15 protein-coding genes are annotated in these 20172 nt (G+C 38.3%); 9 read left to right on the forward strand and 6 right to left on the reverse strand.

Annotated elements, in window-relative coordinates:
- The 8 genes from KTI78_RS04445 (at position 1) to accC (ending at position 11992) form a co-directional block, all read left to right on the forward strand.
- A complete protein-coding gene (locus KTI78_RS04445; protein WP_262445326.1) occupies positions 1 to 1206 on the forward strand; it encodes an MFS transporter in 1206 nt (401 codons plus the stop codon).
- Positions 1203 to 4730, forward strand: coding sequence for an IucA/IucC family protein (locus KTI78_RS04450; RefSeq protein ID WP_262445327.1), 3528 nt, complete (start codon positions 1203 to 1205; stop codon positions 4728 to 4730). The genes KTI78_RS04445 and KTI78_RS04450 overlap by 4 nt, the downstream gene beginning before the upstream one ends.
- On the forward strand, positions 4723 to 5496 hold the full coding sequence (locus tag KTI78_RS04455; RefSeq protein ID WP_224991251.1) for an HpcH/HpaI aldolase family protein: 774 nt from the start codon (positions 4723 to 4725) through the stop codon (positions 5494 to 5496). Before KTI78_RS04450 ends, KTI78_RS04455 begins: the two co-directional genes overlap by 8 nt.
- 153 nt (positions 5497 to 5649) lie before the next feature.
- On the forward strand, positions 5650 to 7887 hold the full coding sequence (locus KTI78_RS04460) for a TonB-dependent receptor (protein WP_239967898.1): 2238 nt from the start codon (positions 5650 to 5652) through the stop codon (positions 7885 to 7887).
- A 266-nt stretch (positions 7888 to 8153) separates the two neighbouring features.
- Entirely contained in the window at positions 8154 to 9479 is a 1326-nt protein-coding gene (locus KTI78_RS04465; RefSeq protein ID WP_016140686.1) for a Y-family DNA polymerase, read from the forward strand.
- Between the two features lie 235 nt (positions 9480 to 9714).
- Positions 9715 to 10170: a type II 3-dehydroquinate dehydratase gene (aroQ, locus tag KTI78_RS04470; RefSeq protein WP_016140685.1), complete on the forward strand. Its 456-nt coding sequence runs from the start codon at positions 9715 to 9717 to the stop codon at positions 10168 to 10170.
- A gap of 17 nt (positions 10171 to 10187) precedes the next feature.
- The gene (gene accB, locus KTI78_RS04475) at positions 10188 to 10607 is read left to right on the forward strand and encodes an acetyl-CoA carboxylase biotin carboxyl carrier protein (protein WP_000354611.1); all 420 of its coding nucleotides are present in this window, start codon (positions 10188 to 10190) and stop codon (positions 10605 to 10607) included.
- A gap of 17 nt (positions 10608 to 10624) precedes the next feature.
- The gene (gene accC / locus KTI78_RS04480; protein ID WP_224991255.1) at positions 10625 to 11992 is read left to right on the forward strand and encodes an acetyl-CoA carboxylase biotin carboxylase subunit; all 1368 of its coding nucleotides are present in this window, start codon (positions 10625 to 10627) and stop codon (positions 11990 to 11992) included.
- Between the two features lie 46 nt (positions 11993 to 12038).
- Here accC and KTI78_RS04485 read toward each other — a convergent pair whose 3' ends face one another.
- Together KTI78_RS04485 and KTI78_RS04490 are read right to left on the reverse strand one after the other, a co-directional pair.
- Entirely contained in the window at positions 12039 to 12542 is a 504-nt protein-coding gene (locus KTI78_RS04485; protein WP_002115710.1) for a hypothetical protein, read from the reverse strand.
- A 158-nt stretch (positions 12543 to 12700) separates the two neighbouring features.
- The gene (locus tag KTI78_RS04490) at positions 12701 to 13864 is read right to left on the reverse strand and encodes an MFS transporter (RefSeq protein ID WP_224991256.1); all 1164 of its coding nucleotides are present in this window, start codon (positions 13862 to 13864) and stop codon (positions 12701 to 12703) included.
- 673 nt (positions 13865 to 14537) lie between these two features.
- Between KTI78_RS04490 and KTI78_RS04495 the strand changes: the two genes are divergently transcribed.
- Complete coding sequence (locus tag KTI78_RS04495) at positions 14538 to 16211, forward strand: FMN-binding glutamate synthase family protein (RefSeq protein WP_032054012.1); 1674 nt, start codon at positions 14538 to 14540, stop codon at positions 16209 to 16211.
- Between the two features lie 144 nt (positions 16212 to 16355).
- Here the strand turns inward: KTI78_RS04495 and KTI78_RS04500 are convergent, their stop codons facing one another.
- The 4 genes from KTI78_RS04500 to KTI78_RS04515 are packed head-to-tail and all read right to left on the reverse strand — an operon-like array spanning position 16356 to position 20070.
- Positions 16356 to 17384, reverse strand: a complete 1029-nt coding sequence (locus KTI78_RS04500; protein WP_016140682.1) for an alpha/beta hydrolase — start codon at positions 17382 to 17384, stop codon at positions 16356 to 16358.
- On the reverse strand, positions 17384 to 18508 hold the full coding sequence (locus KTI78_RS04505) for a YdcF family protein (protein WP_239967904.1): 1125 nt from the start codon (positions 18506 to 18508) through the stop codon (positions 17384 to 17386). Before KTI78_RS04505 ends, KTI78_RS04500 begins: the two co-directional genes overlap by 1 nt.
- A 4-nt stretch (positions 18509 to 18512) precedes the next feature.
- Positions 18513 to 19547, reverse strand: coding sequence for a UDP-N-acetylmuramate dehydrogenase (gene murB, locus KTI78_RS04510; protein WP_224991258.1), 1035 nt, complete (start codon positions 19545 to 19547; stop codon positions 18513 to 18515).
- Positions 19548 to 19566: 19 nt separating this feature from the next.
- Complete coding sequence (locus KTI78_RS04515) at positions 19567 to 20070, reverse strand: low molecular weight protein-tyrosine-phosphatase (RefSeq protein ID WP_016140679.1); 504 nt, start codon at positions 20068 to 20070, stop codon at positions 19567 to 19569.
- Between the last annotated feature and the right edge of the window lie 102 nt (positions 20071 to 20172).

Consider the following 20172-nt stretch of genomic DNA (forward strand, 5'->3'; position numbering starts at 1 on the left):
ATGCGCTCATCTCGCCTAGATCATTTCATTATTTTGCTCTGTCAGTTTTTTTCCACTTTTGGGCTTATGGTGCTGATTCCGATCATGCCGCTCTATATGCAAAAACTGACGGCGCATATGAGTGCTCCCACTATCTGGGCAGGTTTGGCACTCGCAGCTCCGGCTATTGGCAGTTTATTTACAGCACCGATTGTGGGTCATCTATCCGACACATTCGGCCATAAAAAAGCCTTGTTACTTTCTTTGGCTGGTTTCTGTATTTCAATATTGCTTATGGCGAGCGCCCAGCATTTATACCTATTTATTTTTGCTCGAATTTTACTCGGGTTTTGCGGTCTTTCCGTGATTTTAAATGCCTATGTTTCATATCTTTCCAATGAACAACAACGAGGTGCCGCTTTTGGGCAACTACAAAGTAGTGTTGCGCTCGCTTGCCTATGTGGTCCGGTTCTCGGTGGGATATTTATGGATCAATGGCGGGTTGAAGTATTACTCAACGCAACAGCATTTGTTGTGATGACACTCATTGTGATTGCGTCAATTGTATTAACCAATCCCGTTAAAACCGAGGCTTCAAAAACCAAAGAGAAATCTAAGTTTCCAGCCTTCTTTGATAGAACGATTTTTTCATGGTTAAGCGCCGGTATTTTGGTTCAAGCGGGCGGCTTTGGTTTGGTGTCTTGCTTTGTTTTATACATTAGTGAAATAAGCCAGAGCACTCATTCATCGTTATCTGCTGCAAGCTTAACAGGAACAATTCATGCACTCTCGTGGGGCGCGGCTTTTATTGCAGCAACCTATTGGGGAAAACGAAATGACCATAAAGGAGATTCTTTTAATAACTTCGTTTATGCATCTTTAATTTGTGGCATCACAATTTTTGCATTGATCTGGGTTTCTAATCTCTGGCTGATTCTTATATTACGACTCATACAAGGTTTCTGCTTTGCAGCTTTGATTCCTTCGATCTTACACACAATGTCTCTAAAAGCTGGCGCTCAAAGCCAAGGAAAAGTGATTGGTATTTCTAACAGTGCCTTTGTTTTAGGGCAACTTATTGGCCCAATCACCATCACCCTCACCTACTCATTTTTCAATATTACCGCTGCATTAATCTGCACTTCACTATTTTTTATCGGTGCGGGATTAGTGGTGATTTTGAACAGATTCTTAATGGATACAATTTTAAAAGAGGCACAAGAATGAACTCAATTATTACAACAGATGCATGGTCTTATAAACTTTTCGAACAGTACCTGAATACTTTCTTTCGTGAACTTAAAGTGAATCTTGAAGAGCACATTATTCCAGCTCAAGATTCTCCTTTATTCACCCTATATGCGGAGCGCCCAGATACCCTATATTTTGCTTATACATTTAATGCATCTAACACAATTGTTTATGGCGCCGTTCAGCATTTATCCACCACTGGCTACCATAGATATCAGCGTGGTTTTACCCTGCAAAACTTAAGCAACAATACATTTGACTCGCTCGCCGATCCTAAAAATTTAGTGAAGCTTATTACAGATGAACTGAATAGCTTATTTAAAGATAAAAATCAAAATAAGAACCTGTACTCCGATATTGCCAATAGTATCGAGAACACAAAATTCTTTTTAGAAAATAAGCCCTCTCAATCAGCACTTAAAGCACTGAGTGGTTTTCAGGCAACCGAACAAGGCATGTTATATGGGCATCCTTTTCATGTGACTTCTAAAGCCAATTTAGGTTTTTCTAAAGAAGACATGAAAAAATATAGCCCTGAGCTAGGCGCCAGTTTCCAACTTCACTACTTCGCGGTTCATTCTTCTCTAATTCAAAAGCTGGTAAGTAAAGAACAGCCTTCTTACCATATTGAAGATGAAGTTTTAGAGACCGCAAAAGAGCGTTTGCAAGAAAACTTCGCAAACTATGAGCTGATGCCAACTCACCCTTGGCAAGCCAACTTCTTACTTCAACATCCATCTTTAAAGAAACATTTAGATAACCAAGACGTTATTTATTTTGGAGCTTTAGGTCAAACTGTGTGGCCAACCTCATCTGTTCGTACCGTGTGGTTACCTCAATCGAACCTGTTCTTAAAGCTCTCCATTGATGTGCGAATTACCAGTTTCATTCGTAATAACCCAATGGATGAGATGGAACGTGCCATTGATGCAAGCAAAATTATTATCAATCATAAGATTAATGAGCAATATCCAGACCTTGTGATTCTGCCAGAGTTAGAGGCGAAAACAGTCAAAATCCCAGAGCTTGAAAGTTCATTTGGCATTATTTATCGGGCAGGACTCACGCCAGAGGTATTAGAAAATACCAGAATGCTCGGCGGCTTGGTTGAAGAAAACGAACATCATGAAATCCCGCTTTTAAGCTTCATTCAGCAAGCTGCCCCCAATCAAAATCTACAATCGAAAGATGCCAAAGACTTCATTACCTTTTGGTGGAAACAGTACGTTAAAGTTTCACTTATTCCATTAATTGAGTTGTTTGCAAATAAAGGCATTAGCGTAGAAGCTCATATGCAAAACAGTTTGATGGAATTTAAAAATGGCTATCCACATCGCCTTATTCTTCGAGATATGGAAGGCATTAGCATTGTTCCAGAAATGATAGAAGACAACTCATCTATTTCTGAAGATAGTACTGTTTGGTTCTCTCAAAAAGATGCATGGACCTTTTTAAAATATTACCTCGTGATCAATCACATTGCTCATCTCATCAGTGCGATTGCACGAGTTACGGCCATTGAAGAATCTGAACTTTGGCAAGCCACCCGCCTTACGCTCACACAAGAAAACTTTAGCGCCAAAGGCCAGCAATACCGCGATTTATTAATTAATTCACTCACATTACCAATCAAGGCAAATATGTTAAATACGCTCTACCACAGTGGTGGCAATCCAATCTGGATTGAAGTTGAAAACCCTATTTATAAATATCGCCGCGCAGAAGCACTTTGCCCTCTTCAACCGACTCAGCAAGCTAATTATAAAACGCTCGCGGAAAATCGCGTGATTGGCCAGTTATTAGAAGCACTCATTTTTGAAAATACTTTTAAATACGAGTTTTCTAAAGGTCAGATCAAGTTTTATATTTCCGATACTGTTTTTTATACCTGTGCGGCTAAACGACATTTCAGTTTTAAACGAATTAAGTTAGATCCTTCAAGCTTAGTCCGTTCTGATATTACTTTAGACACTGAAACGCGCCCTAACTTAAAAACGCTACTTGCCGATTTAAAAAATATTATTGAAGCTGACCCAGTTAAATGGCAGAACTTTAATGATGAGCTGAATTTAACTTACGTTAAACATGCTCAGACTTTGAGCCAAGTTCCTGCCCAACCTTTAAGAACCTTGCCTTATTTAGAACAAGAAGCGCGAATTACCAATGCGCATTTATACCACCCAAGTTTTAAGTCTCGTATTGGCTTCGATTTAAAAGAAAACCAGAAATATGCTCCAGAGCTTTCTGAAGGTTTTACGGTTCAATGGGTGGCGACTCATAACAGTTTATGCAAACTGGTTTTAAGTGAAACCATTAACTTAGAACAGCTTTATAAACAGCACTTTTCAGAGAAAGATCTACAAGCCATTAACGCTCAATTGAAAGAGCAAAATGTAGATTTTAAAGATTATATTCTTACCCCAATTCATCCATGGCAGTGGGATAAAATTATTGAATTATATTATCAAGATGCAATCAGCAACCAACTGATCATTCCGTTAGATATTGAAGGTCCGACTTATTTACCACAGCAGTCAATTCGAACCTTATCAAATATTAGTGATATCTCGGCGCTTTCTCTCAAATTGGCAATGAACTTGGTTAATACATCGACCTCTCGTGTATTGGCACCGCATACCGTTCAAAATGCTGCAAAAATGAGTGACTGGCTTTATAACATTGTTGAACAAGACCATATTTTAGAAAAACAACGTAAGCCTGTTATTTTAAGAGAGATTGGCGGTCTTTCAGTTAACCAGCCGATTGCCCTTCCTGTTCAATACGGCGCACTCGCCTGCATTTGGCGCGAAAGTATTTACAGTTACTTAAAAGAAGGTGAATCAGCAACGCCAGTAACCGGTCTAATGCAACTCGATACAGACCAAAAACCTTTAATTGATGAGTGGATTCAAGAGTACGGGATCGAGTTCTGGTTAGAAAAGTTACTCACCAATGCTTATTTACCGATCATGCATATTTTATGGTGCCACGGCCTCGCTTTAGAGTCACATGCACAAAACATGGTGCTCATTCATAAAAATGGCTTACCCGTTAAAGCTGCTTTGAAAGATTTCCATGATGGCATTCGTTTTAGCCGTCATCTGTTGCGCGAGCCGAACCTTTTACCTAACTTGCAAGATGCGCCGAAAGAACATGCCAAAATTAACCCGAACTCTTTCTTGGAAACCCATTCTCCAAATGAGTTAAGAGATTTTACTCAAGATGCGCTTTGGTTTGTAAATCTGGCTGAGTTAGCGATTTTCTTAAATGAACATTATGACTTCGATGAAATCAAATTCTGGACTATGTTAAGAACCATCATCAATCAACATAAAGAAGCACACCCAGAATTTAGCGAACGATATGAATTATTTAACTTTACAGATGACACTATCGACATTGAACAGCTGGCAAGCCGCCGTTTCCTTCCGGAAATTCGCCTAAGAGTACAAACCACACCAAATCCGCTCAGTCTTATTAAGGAAATTGAATATGAATAAATATTCGATTTCTTTTAAGAAACGAATAGCACACGGCGAGACGCTCTACGGAATATTTTGTTCCGTAGCCTCTCCCATTAATGTCGAGCAACTGGCACTTGCCGGCTATGACTTCATCATTATCGACTTAGAACATACTTTATTTAGTACGTCTCAAGTCGAGCCTATGATTTTAGCTGCTAGAGCCATGAGGCTTGATGTCTTCGTGAGAGTGCCATTAAACGCCAATCATTTGATTCTACCTCTGCTCGATGCAGGGGTAACCGGTATTGTGTTTCCACGTATTGAAAATGCTCAGCAAGCACAAGAGGCCGTGAACTATTGTCACTATATACCGCTTGGACAAAGGGGGCTGAATTCGACAAGGTTAAATCGATACGGCATGGACGATTTAGCGAGTTTTGTTCAACAGGCTGCAAACGAAACGGTTGTTATTGCCATGATTGAAAGCTTAGAAGGACTAGAACAACTTGATGAAATTTTAAAAGTCGAAGGCATCGACATTATTCTTGAAGGTGCTGCCGACCTTTCTCAATCTATGGGCATACCGTGGCAAACCAGCCATCCGAAGGTCCAAGAAAAAGTTCAAGAGATGTATACAAAAACGAAAAATAGTCAAAAACATTTCTGTGCTATTCCCCGAAAACCTGAAGATATCTCTACATGGAAAAAGCAATCTGTTCGGCTTTTTGTACTGGGTGATGACCGAAGTATTATTCGCCGCGCCCATCAAAATCATTTGAATTCTTATAAGGAAATCTCATAAATTTTCAGTCGTGTAGAGCGATAGAAATACGGTCCTCTACACAACAATTAATAAAAACGAATTTTATTATTTTTTGTCCAACAACGATATTGTGAATTACAATCATTCTCACTTATAATTCGACAAATTTAAAATCACTCTCAGGGCGAGACAATGGGAAATAAGATAAAAAGTCACAAACTTTTTACGAGGAAGTCTGAAGTAAAAAATATTATTCCACTCCTTTCACTTGGTGGGGCCATCTTTCTCTCAAACTCAGCCTTTGCAGCCTCGTCTTCTGAGACAACCGATGCTGAAAAAAAGCCTGAAGCATTACCTACAATCACAATTACCGCTTCACGTGCAGATGAACTTTCTACTTCTGCCAAGCAAGTAACCAAGCTAGATGAAAAGCAAATTGAACTTTTAAGAAATGGTTCATCTGGCAGTATTGCAACCGTTTTAGCGAAAGCCGTACCGGGCCTGTCAGATTCAAGCCGAACCATTACCGATTACGGCCAAACTTTACGTGGCCGTAATGCCCTCATCTTGGTCGATGGCGTACCAATGAACCTTACACGTGACACATCACGCGGACTTTCAGCAATTGACCCTGAAAGTATTGCCAACATTGAAGTGATTCGAGGCAGTAACGCAATTTATGGTGGTGGTGCTGCTGGCGGTATTATTTCAATTACCACAAAAGCTGCGGGCGGTGAACCCACGGCTAAAACCGTGGTTGGACTTCAAACACCTTTAACAAATTTCCGTTCTAATGCTTTAAGTGGCGATATTCATCAATATTTCACAGGCAGCTTTAACGCTTTTGATTATGCGCTCGACTTTGGTTACCAACGTATTGGTAGCCCGTATGATGCAAGCGGTGACCGTGTTGCACCTGAACCAAGTCAAGGCGACCTTTATGATTCCGATGGCTACAGCGTAGGCGGTAAACTGGGTTACCATATTGATGACAACCAATATCTACAGTTTGCTGCAAATTACTACAATGCCGAGCAAGACTCAGATTATGCATCTGACCCAAGTGTGAAGAATGCCCCTGCCGGAACCGTACCAGCTAAAGCCATTAAAGGCTTAAAGCTCAAAGACCAAAATAAAAACGAAAACCAGATCTACAATTTAACTTATAACCATAAAGACTTTTTTGGTAATAAGGTCGATGCTCAAATTTATTACCGCGACTTCTTTACCCGTTTTTCACCATTTGATGCACGAAAAAATGCAAATCGTGGTGGACAAGTCGATCAGATTTATCAAGAAAATAACGTACTCGGTAGCCGCTTAACTGTTACCACACCACTTGAGTTTTTAGGTGATACCTCATTGGTTTGGGGGGGCGACTTTAGCCGTGAAAAAAGCGAAATGCCTTTAGATATTTTCGATCAAAAAATTTATGATCAATCTGGTGGCTTAGAGTTTGTAAAAACTGGCAAGCTTATTTATTTGCCTGAGCTCACCACGCAAAGTGTGGGTGGTTTTGTACAGCTAAAGCACCGCTTTAATGATCAATGGTCAGCAGAAGCTGGTACACGCTATGAAGATAGCTACGCCCAAATTGATAGCTTTGTTCCATTATCACAATTAGGCAAAACTAACCCTTACACAGTTCCAGGCGGAAAAGTGAAAGCCGATGCATGGTTATACAATGCCAATTTAACTTTCTCACCGAATGATCAAAACTCGATTTATGCATCATTTAACCAAGGTTTTCAATTACCTGATGTAGGCTTGATTATCCGTAATGCTGGCGAAGGTTTTAACCTTGGTTCGTCATTCTTAGAGCCTGTAAAAGTAGATAACTACGAGTTGGGCTGGAAAGGAAACTTCAATAACTTCTCTTCAAGTTTAGCGGTCTTCCACTCTACTTCTGACCTAGGCGCTGTGCAATCATTCAATAACGGTCTAGTACTTGCTAGAACCAAAGAAAAAGTTACTGGTGTGGAAGCAACTTTTGACTATTTGGACGATGCGAACGTTTGGGGAACGGGTGGTAGCGTTACGTGGATGAAAGGTCGTGAAAAACCGCAAAACGGTGCTGAACAAGACATGACAGGCTTCCGTATTCCACCATTAAAACTCACAGCTTACGTTTCTTATAGCCCAACTGAAACTTGGACAAATCGCCTGCAAGCCACATACTTTGGCGCAGAAGATTATCGCTTGAATGGTGTAAATGGTTTTGGTCGTTACGATGTAAAAACTTATACCACAGCAGATTTAATCAGTAGCTTTGCGCTTAACAAAAAAGACACTGTGACGATTGGTTTAGAGAATATGTTTAACCGTAAGTACTATCCTCTCTACAGCCAACTATTAAGAACAAGTGATAACACTAGCCATTTAGTGGCAAATGGCGCAACGCTGAAAGTTTCTTATAGTCATAAATGGTAATCAAAACTAACTTAGAATGTTTCATCAAAAGGAGATCTATACGATCTCCTTTTTTTATTAAAAACGTTAATCCCTTATCTATTTTTTCCATGGTTAACTTGAGATAAACCCGCAGAACTCCTCTAGCTTTCCGTTAGAAACTTTGTTAACTTGATTTTGTTACATATTCAAAATGTAATTTTTTCGGTTAACACACCACCTCACTGTGTTTATGAAAGCAATATCAATATGTCGTTTTACCAATATTTTTAATGGGGCAAATCATAATGGAAATCTCACACCGCGAAATTTACGCGCTTGTCGACATTAATAATTGTTATGTCAGTTGTGAGCGCTTATTTAACCCCAAACTTATTGGTCTGCCTGTTGTAGTACTTTCTAACAACGATGGATGTGTTGTATCACGTAGTGAAGAAGCAAAAAATATGGGTATCAAAATGGGTATTCCATGGTATCAAATCGAGCAATACGCTCTTCAAGCAGGTGTACACGTCTATTCAAGCAACTACACTTTATATGCCGAGATGTCGCGTCGCTTTTTTTCAGTACTTGGGGAGTTTTTCTCACCCGATGATTTAGAAGCTTATTCTATTGACGAATGCTTTATTCGCCTTACCCCTTACCTACAGTCTATAGATATTCACTCTTACTGTGCCAAAGTCGTAGAAACTCTAGAAAGTTGGTTAAGCTTACCTTGCTGTATTGGTATCGGATATTCAAAAACTCAAGCAAAATTAGCCAATCACTATGCTAAAAAGATTCCAAGCTTTAATAAAATTTGTAATTTCATCACTTTAGATCCTTTGCTTCTTGAAGACCTCATGCAAAATACTTCGGTCAAAGAAGTATGGGGAATTGGCTATCAATTGGTCAAACAATTACGAAGCTATGAGATTTATTCATGCTTAGACTTAACTTTTGCCAATGAGCATCATCTAGCAAAAGCTTTTTCTGTGGTGATGGCACGTACCATTCGTGAGCTAAAAGGCCAATCCTGTATTCAACTCGACGATCCTGCCATCGTCACAAAACGAATTTTAGCTTCACGTAGTTTTGCTCAAGCTTTATCCAGCATTGAAATTATTAAACAAGCACTTATTTTCCATCTCAACCGTGCTCATCGCCGTTTAATGAAACAAGAGCAACTATGTGCCTGCATTCAAGTCATGCTTTATGAAAAAATAGATAAACCACCTTATAAAAAAGCATCATCTCAAGCGATAGGCTTAAATTATGCAACAGATGATTTATGTATATTAACAAAAGCAGCAATGCAACAAATTGATGTTTTATATAAAGAAAATAAGAAATACATTAAGATTGGAGTTTTATTTTGTGGTTTGCATCCCCGTCAACATCACATTGATGATTTATGGCAACCTCTGGAGTTAATTCATCAAAGACAACAATTGATGCAAACGCTCAGCACAGTTCGTAACCGATTCGGTAGTCACTATTTACAAGTCGGTTATCATTCTCGAAGTTCATCTTGGCATATGAAACAATGCCACCGTTCAAAAAACTATCTGACTCGGTGGAATGAACTCTTAGTGATTGGAGAGAACTCTATAGCCGTTACACAAAATACATGAACTGTTTTTGTCAATTCAGTTTAAAATAAGCTCTATTAAATTACTTGAAATTTTGTCATTTTTTAACATTGCTAAATCATCGCAAAATTTACAATATATAAGCCGAATTTGGTATACCCTTTCTGCGACGATGAAAACAAATTATAAAAAAATTGTAGAAACATATGCCATAATAAGCAAACTTTGCAGACATCTTGCAAAGAATATTTGCAACTTTAGAGCTGGAGCAATCTGAATGAGTTCGACCATTTTGGTGATTCATGGACCGAATTTGAATTTGCTGGGAAAACGCGAACCAGAAGTATATGGTCATCTTACCTTAGGTGATATTAACCAACAACTTATTAATCAAGCTCAACAAGCTTCAATTACATTAGATACTTTTCAAAGCAACTGGGAAGGTGCCATTGTTGATCGTATTCATCAGGCACAAACTGAAGGCGTAAAACTTATTATTATTAATCCTGCTGCCCTCACCCACACTTCAGTTGCTCTACGTGATGCCCTACTTGGCGTTGCGATTCCATTCATTGAAGTACATTTGTCGAATGTCCATGCAAGAGAGGCATTCAGACACCATTCTTATTTATCTGATAAAGCAATTGGCGTGATTTGTGGTCTAGGTGCAAAAGGCTATCGTTTTGCACTCGATTACGCTATTGAAAAAATTCAACCATCTAACCCAAACTAGTTTAGGAATAGTCGCCCATGGATATCCGCAAAATTAAGAAACTCATCGATTTAATGATTGAGTCTGACTTGCAAGCGATCGAAGTTAAAGAAGGTGATCAATCAATCGCTTTAACTCGTCGCAATCCTGTCGTTGCTGCGGCTGGTGTAGCACTTCCGGCTGCTCCTGTTGCAGAAGCACCAGTTGCAAAAACACCGCGTGGAGCAGTTGAAACTTCTCCAATGGTTGGCGTGTTCTACGCTGCTCCAAGCCCAGGCGAAGCACCATTTGTTAAAGTAGGTCAAACTGTATCTGCTGGTGAAACTTTGGGTATTATTGAAGCAATGAAAATCATGAACCCAATTGAAGCAACTCAAAGTGGCGTGATTGAAGAAATTTTAGTGAAAAATGGTGAAGTTATCCAATTCGGTCAACCTTTATTCCGTTATCGCGCGTAATTACCCCGGGGACGTCTATGTTGCAAAAAGTTTTAATTGCAAACCGTGGTGAAATCGCTTTACGTATTACCCGGGCTTGTAAAACATTAGGAATCAAGACTGTTGGTATCTATTCAGATGCCGATAAGGATTTGATGCATTTACGTTTTGTTGATGAAGCAGTATGTATTGGTCCGGGCGCAAGTAGTGATAGCTATTTAAATATCCCGGCAATTATTACTGCTGCAGAAATTACCGGTGCTGATGCTATTCACCCGGGTTATGGTTTCCTTTCAGAAAATGCTGAGTTTGCTGAAATTGTAGAAAGTTCAGGCTTTACTTTTATTGGCCCTCGTCCAGAACATATTCGTCTTATGGGGAATAAAGTTTCTGCGATTGTTGCCATGAAAAAAGCTGGCGTACCTACTGTACCAGGTTGTGACCATGCAGTGACCATCCACAATGCATTGGCAGAAGCGAAAGAAATTGGCTTCCCGCTTATTGTTAAAGCCGCTTCTGGTGGTGGTGGACGTGGTATGCGTATTGTTGAGCGTGTAGATACACTACTTGAATCAGTTCAAGCAGCGCAACGTGATGCAGAAATGTGGTTCGGTGATGATACCGTTTACATGGAACGCTTCTTACAAAAACCTCGCCATGTCGAAGTTCAAGTTCTTGGTGATGGTAATGGTCATGCAATCCATTTATATGACCGCGACTGTTCATTACAACGTCGCCATCAAAAAGTACTAGAAGAAGCACCTGCACCAAACTTACCAGAGCAAGCTCGAGCTGATATCTTAGAAGCTTGTGTTCATGCTTGTCAGTTAATGCAATATCGTGGTGCTGGTACATTTGAATTCTTATTTGAAGACGGTGAATTCTTCTTTATTGAAATGAATACTCGTGTTCAGGTAGAGCACCCTGTAACTGAAATGGTTACTGGTGTTGATATTATTGAACAGCAATTACGTATTGCAGGTGGCCTAGGACTAGAGCTTCAACAAGAAGACATTAAAGTTCAGGGACATGCAATTGAATGCCGTATCAATGCAGAAGACCCAACAACTTTCTTACCTTCACCTGGTAAAATCGAAAGTTTCTATGCGCCAGGTGGTGCAGGTATTCGTTTAGATTCTCATATCTACCCAGAATATAGCATTCCTCCTTACTATGACTCTATGATTGCTAAATTGATTTCTCATGGTAAAGATCGTGAAACTTCAATTGCACGTATGCGTCAAGCATTAGATGAAATGATCCTTACAGGAATTAAAACAAATATTCCTTTGCATAAAGATCTTATTTTGCAAGATAAGAGCTTCTGCTCTCAAGCAATGGACATCCATTACCTTGAAAAACACTTGTTAAAGCAAGTGGAAGAAAAGAAAGCTGAAACTGTATAATAAAAAAAGCCTCTTATTTTTAAGAGGCTTTTTTTTATCTACCGTTTTATGGTAACACCCTACGCAGAGTCGCAAAGCATTGCTCACCCTTCGCAGTCGAACAGAAATTGATGGTATGATCGTTTTTCCATTGTACAAAATATTGTGAGACATCACCTGTTTGGTCTTGCTTCTGACCAGAACAATCTACTTTATTATTATCAAATTTAATTTGCATCACTAAAGCGGCTAGCTGCTCTTTAGGATCATCAGATGGTTGATATTCATAAATACCATAAGACCATTCCTGACCGCTTTTAATCACTACATCATTACTACTACGAAAGTTATAATATTCCACACATTTCTTATTATTTGGAATCTCCATTCCCCATAATCCCATAATTTCAGGACGCGTAACAATACGTATAGCGTTAGGATTACTTGCAGTCCGAACAGGTTGTTCGGCTGGCTGTTGAGTAGCTGTTTCTGCCACAGCTAAACCAGAACAAGCCCACAATAATCCAATAATATAAATATTTTTCATAGATTTATTAATCATTAAACGCATGAACTTAAGTTAGCATATTTTTTTAGAAAATCATTGCTCCATAACCATATAAAAACAATATTTTTCAACTGTAACGTGCCACAACAAGTCAACAAACAATTTTATATTTATTTGCTTTTTTCAATACAAAGTTATTAAAGTTTTATCTCACCTCAAACTTATGTAGAAGAGTCAATTTGTTTAGGAAGCCACATCACAAAACCTAGGCCTAATAGTACCACCGCACTTGCATACATAAAGATGACTTCACCAGAAAGAATTTTCCAGAAATGCCCAGCTAAAACACTACCAAAGGCTACCCCTAATCCCCACATCGTGCTGTAAAGTGCTTGTCCGCGGCCCTGTTGCCCCGCTGAGAAGTTTTGAAAAATTACTCGCATCGCAATTAAATGAAATAAACCAAAACTAAAAGCGTGCAAACACTGCGCAAAAATTTGACCAACAAAATAATGTGAGAATATTGCAACCATCATCCAACGTATGCTCGTCAATATTAAGCAAACAATTACCAAAATACGCCATGAGAAATGTTGAAAAACTTTTGCAGCAATTGAAAACATAAAAATTTCAGCAAAAACACCCATAGCCCATAAGAAACCAATTTGCGTGGTACTAAAACTTAAAGATTTCAAAAAATTACTATAGAAACTATAAAAAGGCGCATGTGAAAAAAGCAGAATAAATTCAATTGCAAAAAATGCAGCCACAGTTGGACGTTTAAGAACAGGAAGTAAAGGTTCTAAATGTTTTTGTGAGGTAGGTGCACTATCAGGTTCGCGGATTGTGAAAGACCAGACGAAGGCCAGTGAAGCAATAATTAATAATAAAATTGGAAGCATTGAAATAGGCACTATTTCTAAAATTGCTCCAATAGTGAATACCCCAACAATAAACCCAACAGACCCCCATTTACGAATTTTGCCGTAAAGCTTCGCTTTTTGGTCACCTAACCAAAATAAAGTGACACCTTCAAATTGAGCTAAAATAGCATTCTGAAAGAAACTAAAAATAAGCATAAGCAAAGCAATTGATTGAAAAGTATTTGGCACTATAAAAATAGCTAACCATATACAGGACTCCATCCAAGTTGCCAGCCGGACAAGCAGCATTCGTTTACCAGATTTGTCAGCAATCCAGCCCCAAACTAACGGTGCAAAAAAACGCGTTACAATCGCAATTGATGATAAAACACCAATTTCTTGATAATTAAATCCTTGATCTTGAAGATACAAATTCCAATAAGGCATGAATGTACCAACAATGGAATAGTAGAAAAAGTAGAATCCGCCGAGTCTAGTCTGGATGGAAAGTGGTTGGAACAAGCTGTAAACCTTTGCATTTTCAATAGGTTAAAATTAGAGATAGTCATATATCAAAACATCCCAACTTTTTAATTTTAACACTTTGTTTTGTAATACAAATAACTAAATTATCGTTAATTCAATTGTCTCTAAAAGCATTTTTTTTGGATAAGAAAGTAAAAATAAGGAAAAGAGAACTGTAATTTAATTTGTACAATCTGTTAACTTGTGTAAAAATACATTTAATATTCATAAGGTATTTAATCATCAGATGTTTTTTCTTATTTTTTTAATTTGTCTTTTTCTGTTTTTACTCATCCTAAAACAACATTATCGATAAATCCCTCTATAAATTCCGATATATTCAAAATTTCGCTTTCAATCTAAATTAAGTCATCCTATTTCCCCCACTCCAATTCGCTGTGTAAAATTAAAAATATACTAGATTTCTTTAAATTAATTAAGAGATCTAGAAAAGACAATAAAAAGCAAAAAATTTAATTCTCAGCTCCGAGTAACTTCACATTTAAAAATAGAATTTATCTAAAATAAATAACCCCCTTAATTTTTATTATTTGTGTGGATTTTATATCTTCTACTTTATTTTAGGTTTGAGCTAACAATTCCATACTTGTAGTTTGACTTGCTTCTTGGCAAGGTATGTGCCAGTAAAACATTAGGAATTTGTTCCAATATGGCGAGTCCAGCACAAATCATTCGACATAAATTTCTCAATACATTTTTCTCACGCCATTCTATCTGGTTTTTATGTATTTTTACTGCGCTCAGTATTACGTGGTTTCGTACTGTATATACCCCTCATAGTATCTACTATTTTGTTTCTGACACTCTCCTTAACGGTTTATGGGTGGTTACAGGCGCCTTAAGCTTATTAGGTCTCTATGATGTTTTGCAGAATAAACATTCAATATTAAGAAATTACCCAATTATGGGGCATTTTCGTTTTTTGTTTGAAGATATCCGTCCTGAAATTCGCCAATACTTTATTGAAGCGGATCAAGATGCTCTACCTTTTTCACGGATGCAAAGAAGCTTAGTTTATCAACGTGCTAAAAATGAAAATGCAGATAAACCTTTTGGTTCAATCATTGATGTTTATCAAGAAAATTATCGTTTTATTGTTCACTCAATAAGCCCTTGCCCGCCCGCAGACCCAAAGAGCTTCCGTATTCAGGTAGGTAATGCACAATGCCTACAACCGTATAGCGCATCTATTATGAATATTTCTGCCATGAGCTTTGGTAGTTTAAGTGCCAATGCAATTCGTGCCCTAAATAAAGGAGCACAATTAGGCGGTTTTTATCATGATACTGGCGAAGGAAGTTTAAGCCCTTATCATCTGGAAAATGGCGGTGATATTGTTTGGCAAATTGCCAGTGGTTATTTTGGTTGTCGTACGCTTGATGGAAAATTTGACGAGCAAAAATTTGCCAAGCAATCTCAATTACCACAGATCAAAATGATCGAGCTGAAGCTTTCACAGGGTGCCAAACCTGGTCACGGCGGTATTTTACCTAAACATAAAATTACCGAAGAAATTGCTCAAATACGTGGTGTTTCGCGCGATCACGATTGTATTTCTCCTGCCAAGCATTCTAGTTTTTCTACCCCAATTGAAATGATGCATTTCTTACAAAAGTTACGCACATTATCTGGTGGTAAGCCAGTTGGTTTTAAATTGTGTATTGGCCAACCTTGGCAATTTATGAGTATTGTTAAAGCAATGCTTGAAACAAAAATTGTTCCTGATTTTATTGTTGTTGATGGTTCTGAAGGTGGTACGGGAGCAGCGCCAATTGAGTTTAGCGACAATATCGGTACTCCATTACGTGAAGGCTTACGCTTTGTCCATAACACACTTGTCGGTGCAGGGCTAAGAGATCAAGTTAAAATTGGCGCGAGTGGTAAAATTATTAGTGCATTTGATATTGCGAGTACTTTTGCGCTTGGTGCAGATTGGGTTAACTCGGCACGTGGTTTCATGTTTGCTGTCGGGTGTATTCAGGCACAAAGCTGTCATACCAACCAATGCCCAGTAGGCGTTGCAACCCAAGATAAAGATCGTCAAAAGGCAATTGATGTACCAACTAAATCAGAACGAGTATTTAATTTCCATAAAAACACATTGCATGCATTATCAGAAATGATTGCTGCTGCTGGTTTACGTCATCCTTCTGATATTAAAGCTCATCATTTAGCTCAGCGAGTAAATGACCGTGAAATTAAGAACTATGCTCAATTGCATTTTTTCTTAAAAGAAGGTGAACTTTTACAGTCTGAACTTAATAATGACGATGATAATTTTTATTATCGAATGTGGAATATGGCGGATGCTAATCATTTTTAATTGATATTAATTTTATCAGTTAAGCATTTATAGTGGGATGCCTCTCCCTATAAATGCTTCATATAGCTTTATCAAAATTAAAAAAATAACGCCCCAGATTCAGTCATGCATCTATCTAAAATTTTTGGATAGATGCATTATTTTTTAATAATAAAAATGTTTTGGCTTTGCATGTAAAAAGGCCGGAATCAATCCTGTTAATGCGGCACGTATATCCGCACGTTCATTAATTAATTGATGAGAACCTTCTTCAAGCATTAACAACGTTTGCAGTCTAAATTTACGACGAATAAATTCAATGTTGTAACGCCAATCAACTGTCTGATCGAGAGCACCTTGTGCAAGCCAGACTGGGATACGGCAAGCAGGTCGCGCTTCCATTTCTTGCATCCATTTTGACATGGCCAAAATCCAGTCCATCCCCATCATTCGGGGTTGTAACGGATCTTTTAAACGAATAAAACGCAAAAATTCAGGATTATGATTATTACGTCTAAAGTGTCTTGGTACTTGACGTTTAATACGGCGAATAATACCCAATCCAACAGGGTTATGCCACCATGCAGTTTTTGCCGGTCGAATCAAAGGAGAAAGTAAAAGTACTCGATCTACAATCGGATCTTGGCGTTTTTCAGCATATTCCAATAGGTGATGCATCCAGATTGCGCCACCCGTACTCTGACCGATACCAACCCATGGCTTTGGCAATTGATCTGCATGTTTTACATATTGATAAACAGCCATCAAAACTTGTTGATAATGATCAAAATTTTTAATACTGGCCGGTGAACCATCACTTAATCCGTGGCCAGGCAAATCATAAGTAATGATGCTAAAACCCTGCTCAAGAATTTCACGGATAATTGGCTGATAAATACCGCTATGTTCAAGATAGCCGTGCAATAGGCAAACAGTACCTTGTATTTTTTCTACTTTAGGTTTGAAAACTTGTACATGCAAACGGAATAAAGGCATTTGAACATAGCCCTGCCAATGGTCACATTCAAGTAAATGTAAACCATATAATTTGCGGTAAGCTAACAAATCACGAGAAGGTTCTTCTAATGTATTTAAATTGAGTGGACTCAAAACCTGCGGCGTAAGATCACGGTTAGGAACCGGTAAATCTAATTGTTTTAATACGGCAGGATTGAGAAATGGAATATCTGACATTAAGGAACCTCTCGACAATCACTTGAGCCAAACAACATGTCGCGAATTGTCGCAAGTAATTCATAATTTGCACGGCGGCTATGATCGTAATTTTGCACACTTGGTTGCCAGCGCGTCAGTGGAGTTGGCATTGGAGCCACAACAGGAATAGTTTCAATACCATTTAAGGCAAAGAGTCGGCGTGTACGCGGCATATGATATTCATCTGTAACCAGCATCACCGTCGGTGCTCCACCTTTTTTCTGAAGCAATAAAGAGCTAAAACGAGTATTTTCACATGTGTTCATACTACGCTTTTCTAATAGCTTGGCATCAACACCGCGCTCTTTTAACCACGCTTGCATATAAGGCGCTTCTACACCGCTCAGTACAATAGGTAGATGATTTTGTTTTTCAACTTCTAAAGTTTTTTCTAATCGCAAACGCGTATAGCCATTCACTACAATATCTTTACCATTTTTATCTAAAGTTAATCCTCCGCCCAATACAACAATTGCATAAGGCTCTGATAACTTTTTAGGTTGTACAGGTATTGGATTTTTACGTACATATTCGATTTTCTGCTCAGGTTCACTGACAGCTTCTTGATGCTCTGATACCACAGGTTTTCTTGCTAAAAACTCTGTATATTGCTCGGTAAGTGCCTTATTTTCAGAACTATTAATAAAAAGTGTTTCATCAACAGGGCTACTCGCCTCATCTGCAGCATCAATTTCTGAATTTTTAGCGACTAGAGGAACGGTTACCGTGGTTTCCTGTTCTTCTGTATCCTGTTCCTTTTCTTCTAAAAGAATAATTTGCTGTAAGGCTTTATAATTTTCTTGAATATAGGTCAAATCAGATGTCTTTTTTTCACGTAAAGCTTGCTCTGTCAATTTTAAATACGCCTGACGAGCAATCCATAAATTTGAACCGGGTTCTAAATTATCATGTTCACTTAACGAAGCTTGTCTTTGGCTCTCAGCGGCAACCTGATTAACGTCAACAGGAACAAAATAATTAAGCCCAGCTACAATAAGTTTTGAATAAAACGGTGAATATAAAAAAACCACGAAACAGCCTAATAGCACAAATAGTACGGTGACTACTTGGACTAAACGTACCATTAAGTGTACTTTTGGCATAAAACTATTCCGTATGATTTTCAATTAAACCTAAACTGTTATAAAGCACAGGCTCTGGTTCTAACATAATATGGAAACGCTGATCAACATCATGTTGTACAGCCTGATAAGTTTTCTTTACATCAGTAAGAGATGCATTGGCATAATTCACCAAAACTAATGCCTGTTTATGGAACATCCCCACCATATCGAGTTGCTTCCCTTTCCAACCCGCCTGATCAATTAACCATCCTGCTGCAATTTTAACGTTTCCATTCGCTTGAGGATAATGAGGAATTGTTGAGAATTGTGTGACTAAGCGCTCAAACTCTTGAGGACTAACAATCGGATTTTTAAAGAAACTACCTACATTTGGATATTCTTTTGGATCAGGAAGCTTACTTTGGCGAATATGGATGACCTGATTCTGTAAATTTTCAGCAGTCTGATTATCTCCAACTGCTTGTTTCAAATCGCCATAATTAAGTTTTAAGTGTGGCTGTTTAAGTAATTTAAAAGTGACATGCGTAATAATATAACGGTTCGGATCATCTTTAAAAATACTATGGCGGTAGGCGAAATGGCAGTCAGCCGCTAAAATTGTTTGAGTTTGCTTTAAATTGCGGTCATACACTTGTACTGACTCAATAAACTCACCCACCTCTACCCCATAAGCCCCAATATTTTGTACGGGAGAAGCGCCAACTAAGCCTGGAATAAGTGCAAGATTTTGCAAACCAAACCAGTTTTGCTCAGTGCTGTATAAAACAAAATCATGCCAGACTTGGCCTGCACCAACCTTAACCCGAACAAAATCATGATTGTTCGATAAAACTTCAATTCCCTGAATATCAAGATGAATAACTAAAGCATTGATCTGCTGCGGCAACAACATATTACTACCGCCCGATAATACAAGTACATTTAACTGATGCTGCTCTGCAAAATCTAAAGCTTCTTCAATATCGTGAATATTGGCAACTTTAGTATAGTGAGAAACGGTTGCATCTAAACTTAAGGTATTGAATGGCTTAAGCTGTACTTGATTCTGAATTTGCATTGTGTTGAAAAACCTATTCTTAAACATTCAATTGTTTTTTTAAAATATTAACCCACGCCAAACTACTAGACTCACATTGATTGAGTACACGTTCAAAGCCATCCGCACCGCCATAATAAGGATCTGGCAACGCTTGTTGTGGATATTCAGGATCATGCTCACTCATTAAAGCTACTTTTGCACGAATTTGATGAGCGCCAAATTGTGAGACTGCTCTTTGCAGTACTTCATGAATATCTTCAAAATTTTGATGATCCATTGCCAAAATCAAATCAAACTCTAAAAAGTCTTGAGTTGAAAGTTGTCTTGCTCGTAAAGTCGATAAGTCATAGCCTCTTTTTTTAGCATGCAACTGACTGCGCTGATCAGGCGCTTTATTTGGATGATAATTACTTGTTCCAGCTGAATCGACAATGACACTGAGTTGATGTGCATCACAATAATGTCTAAAAACCACCTCAGCCGTGGGAGAACGGCAAATATTTCCTAAACAGACACATAACACCTTATATTGTGTTTCCATTAGAAATTACATCCAAACTTTTGAATTAAATAAAAATAAATTGGGTGCACGCAAAATCTTAACAAACTATAAATTTGTGACAACCGCATTGACCATGTGACT

The sequence above is a fragment of the Acinetobacter sp. WU_MDCI_Abxe161 genome (genome assembly GCF_025514355.1).
GTDB lineage: Bacteria > Pseudomonadota > Gammaproteobacteria > Pseudomonadales > Moraxellaceae > Acinetobacter > Acinetobacter pittii_E.

Excerpts from the sequence above, each read along its gene's own strand:
- KTI78_RS04445 (WP_262445326.1), top strand. The coding sequence starts at position 1 with ATGCGCTCATCTCGCCTAGATCATTTCATTATTTTGCTCTGTCAGTTT.
- KTI78_RS04450 (WP_262445327.1), top strand. The coding sequence starts at position 1,203 with ATGAACTCAATTATTACAACAGATGCATGGTCTTATAAACTTTTCGAA.
- KTI78_RS04455 (WP_224991251.1), top strand. The coding sequence starts at position 4,723 with ATGAATAAATATTCGATTTCTTTTAAGAAACGAATAGCACACGGCGAG.
- KTI78_RS04460 (WP_239967898.1), top strand. The coding sequence starts at position 5,650 with ATGGGAAATAAGATAAAAAGTCACAAACTTTTTACGAGGAAGTCTGAA.
- KTI78_RS04465 (WP_016140686.1), top strand. The coding sequence starts at position 8,154 with ATGGAAATCTCACACCGCGAAATTTACGCGCTTGTCGACATTAATAAT.
- aroQ (WP_016140685.1), top strand. The coding sequence starts at position 9,715 with ATGAGTTCGACCATTTTGGTGATTCATGGACCGAATTTGAATTTGCTG.
- accB (WP_000354611.1), top strand. The coding sequence starts at position 10,188 with ATGGATATCCGCAAAATTAAGAAACTCATCGATTTAATGATTGAGTCT.
- accC (WP_224991255.1), top strand. The coding sequence starts at position 10,625 with ATGTTGCAAAAAGTTTTAATTGCAAACCGTGGTGAAATCGCTTTACGT.
- KTI78_RS04485 (WP_002115710.1), bottom strand. The coding sequence starts at position 12,542 with ATGCGTTTAATGATTAATAAATCTATGAAAAATATTTATATTATTGGA.
- KTI78_RS04495 (WP_032054012.1), top strand. The coding sequence starts at position 14,538 with ATGGCGAGTCCAGCACAAATCATTCGACATAAATTTCTCAATACATTT.
- KTI78_RS04500 (WP_016140682.1), bottom strand. The coding sequence starts at position 17,384 with ATGTCAGATATTCCATTTCTCAATCCTGCCGTATTAAAACAATTAGAT.
- KTI78_RS04505 (WP_239967904.1), bottom strand. The coding sequence starts at position 18,508 with ATGCCAAAAGTACACTTAATGGTACGTTTAGTCCAAGTAGTCACCGTA.
- murB (WP_224991258.1), bottom strand. The coding sequence starts at position 19,547 with ATGCAAATTCAGAATCAAGTACAGCTTAAGCCATTCAATACCTTAAGT.
- KTI78_RS04515 (WP_016140679.1), bottom strand. The coding sequence starts at position 20,070 with ATGGAAACACAATATAAGGTGTTATGTGTCTGTTTAGGAAATATTTGC.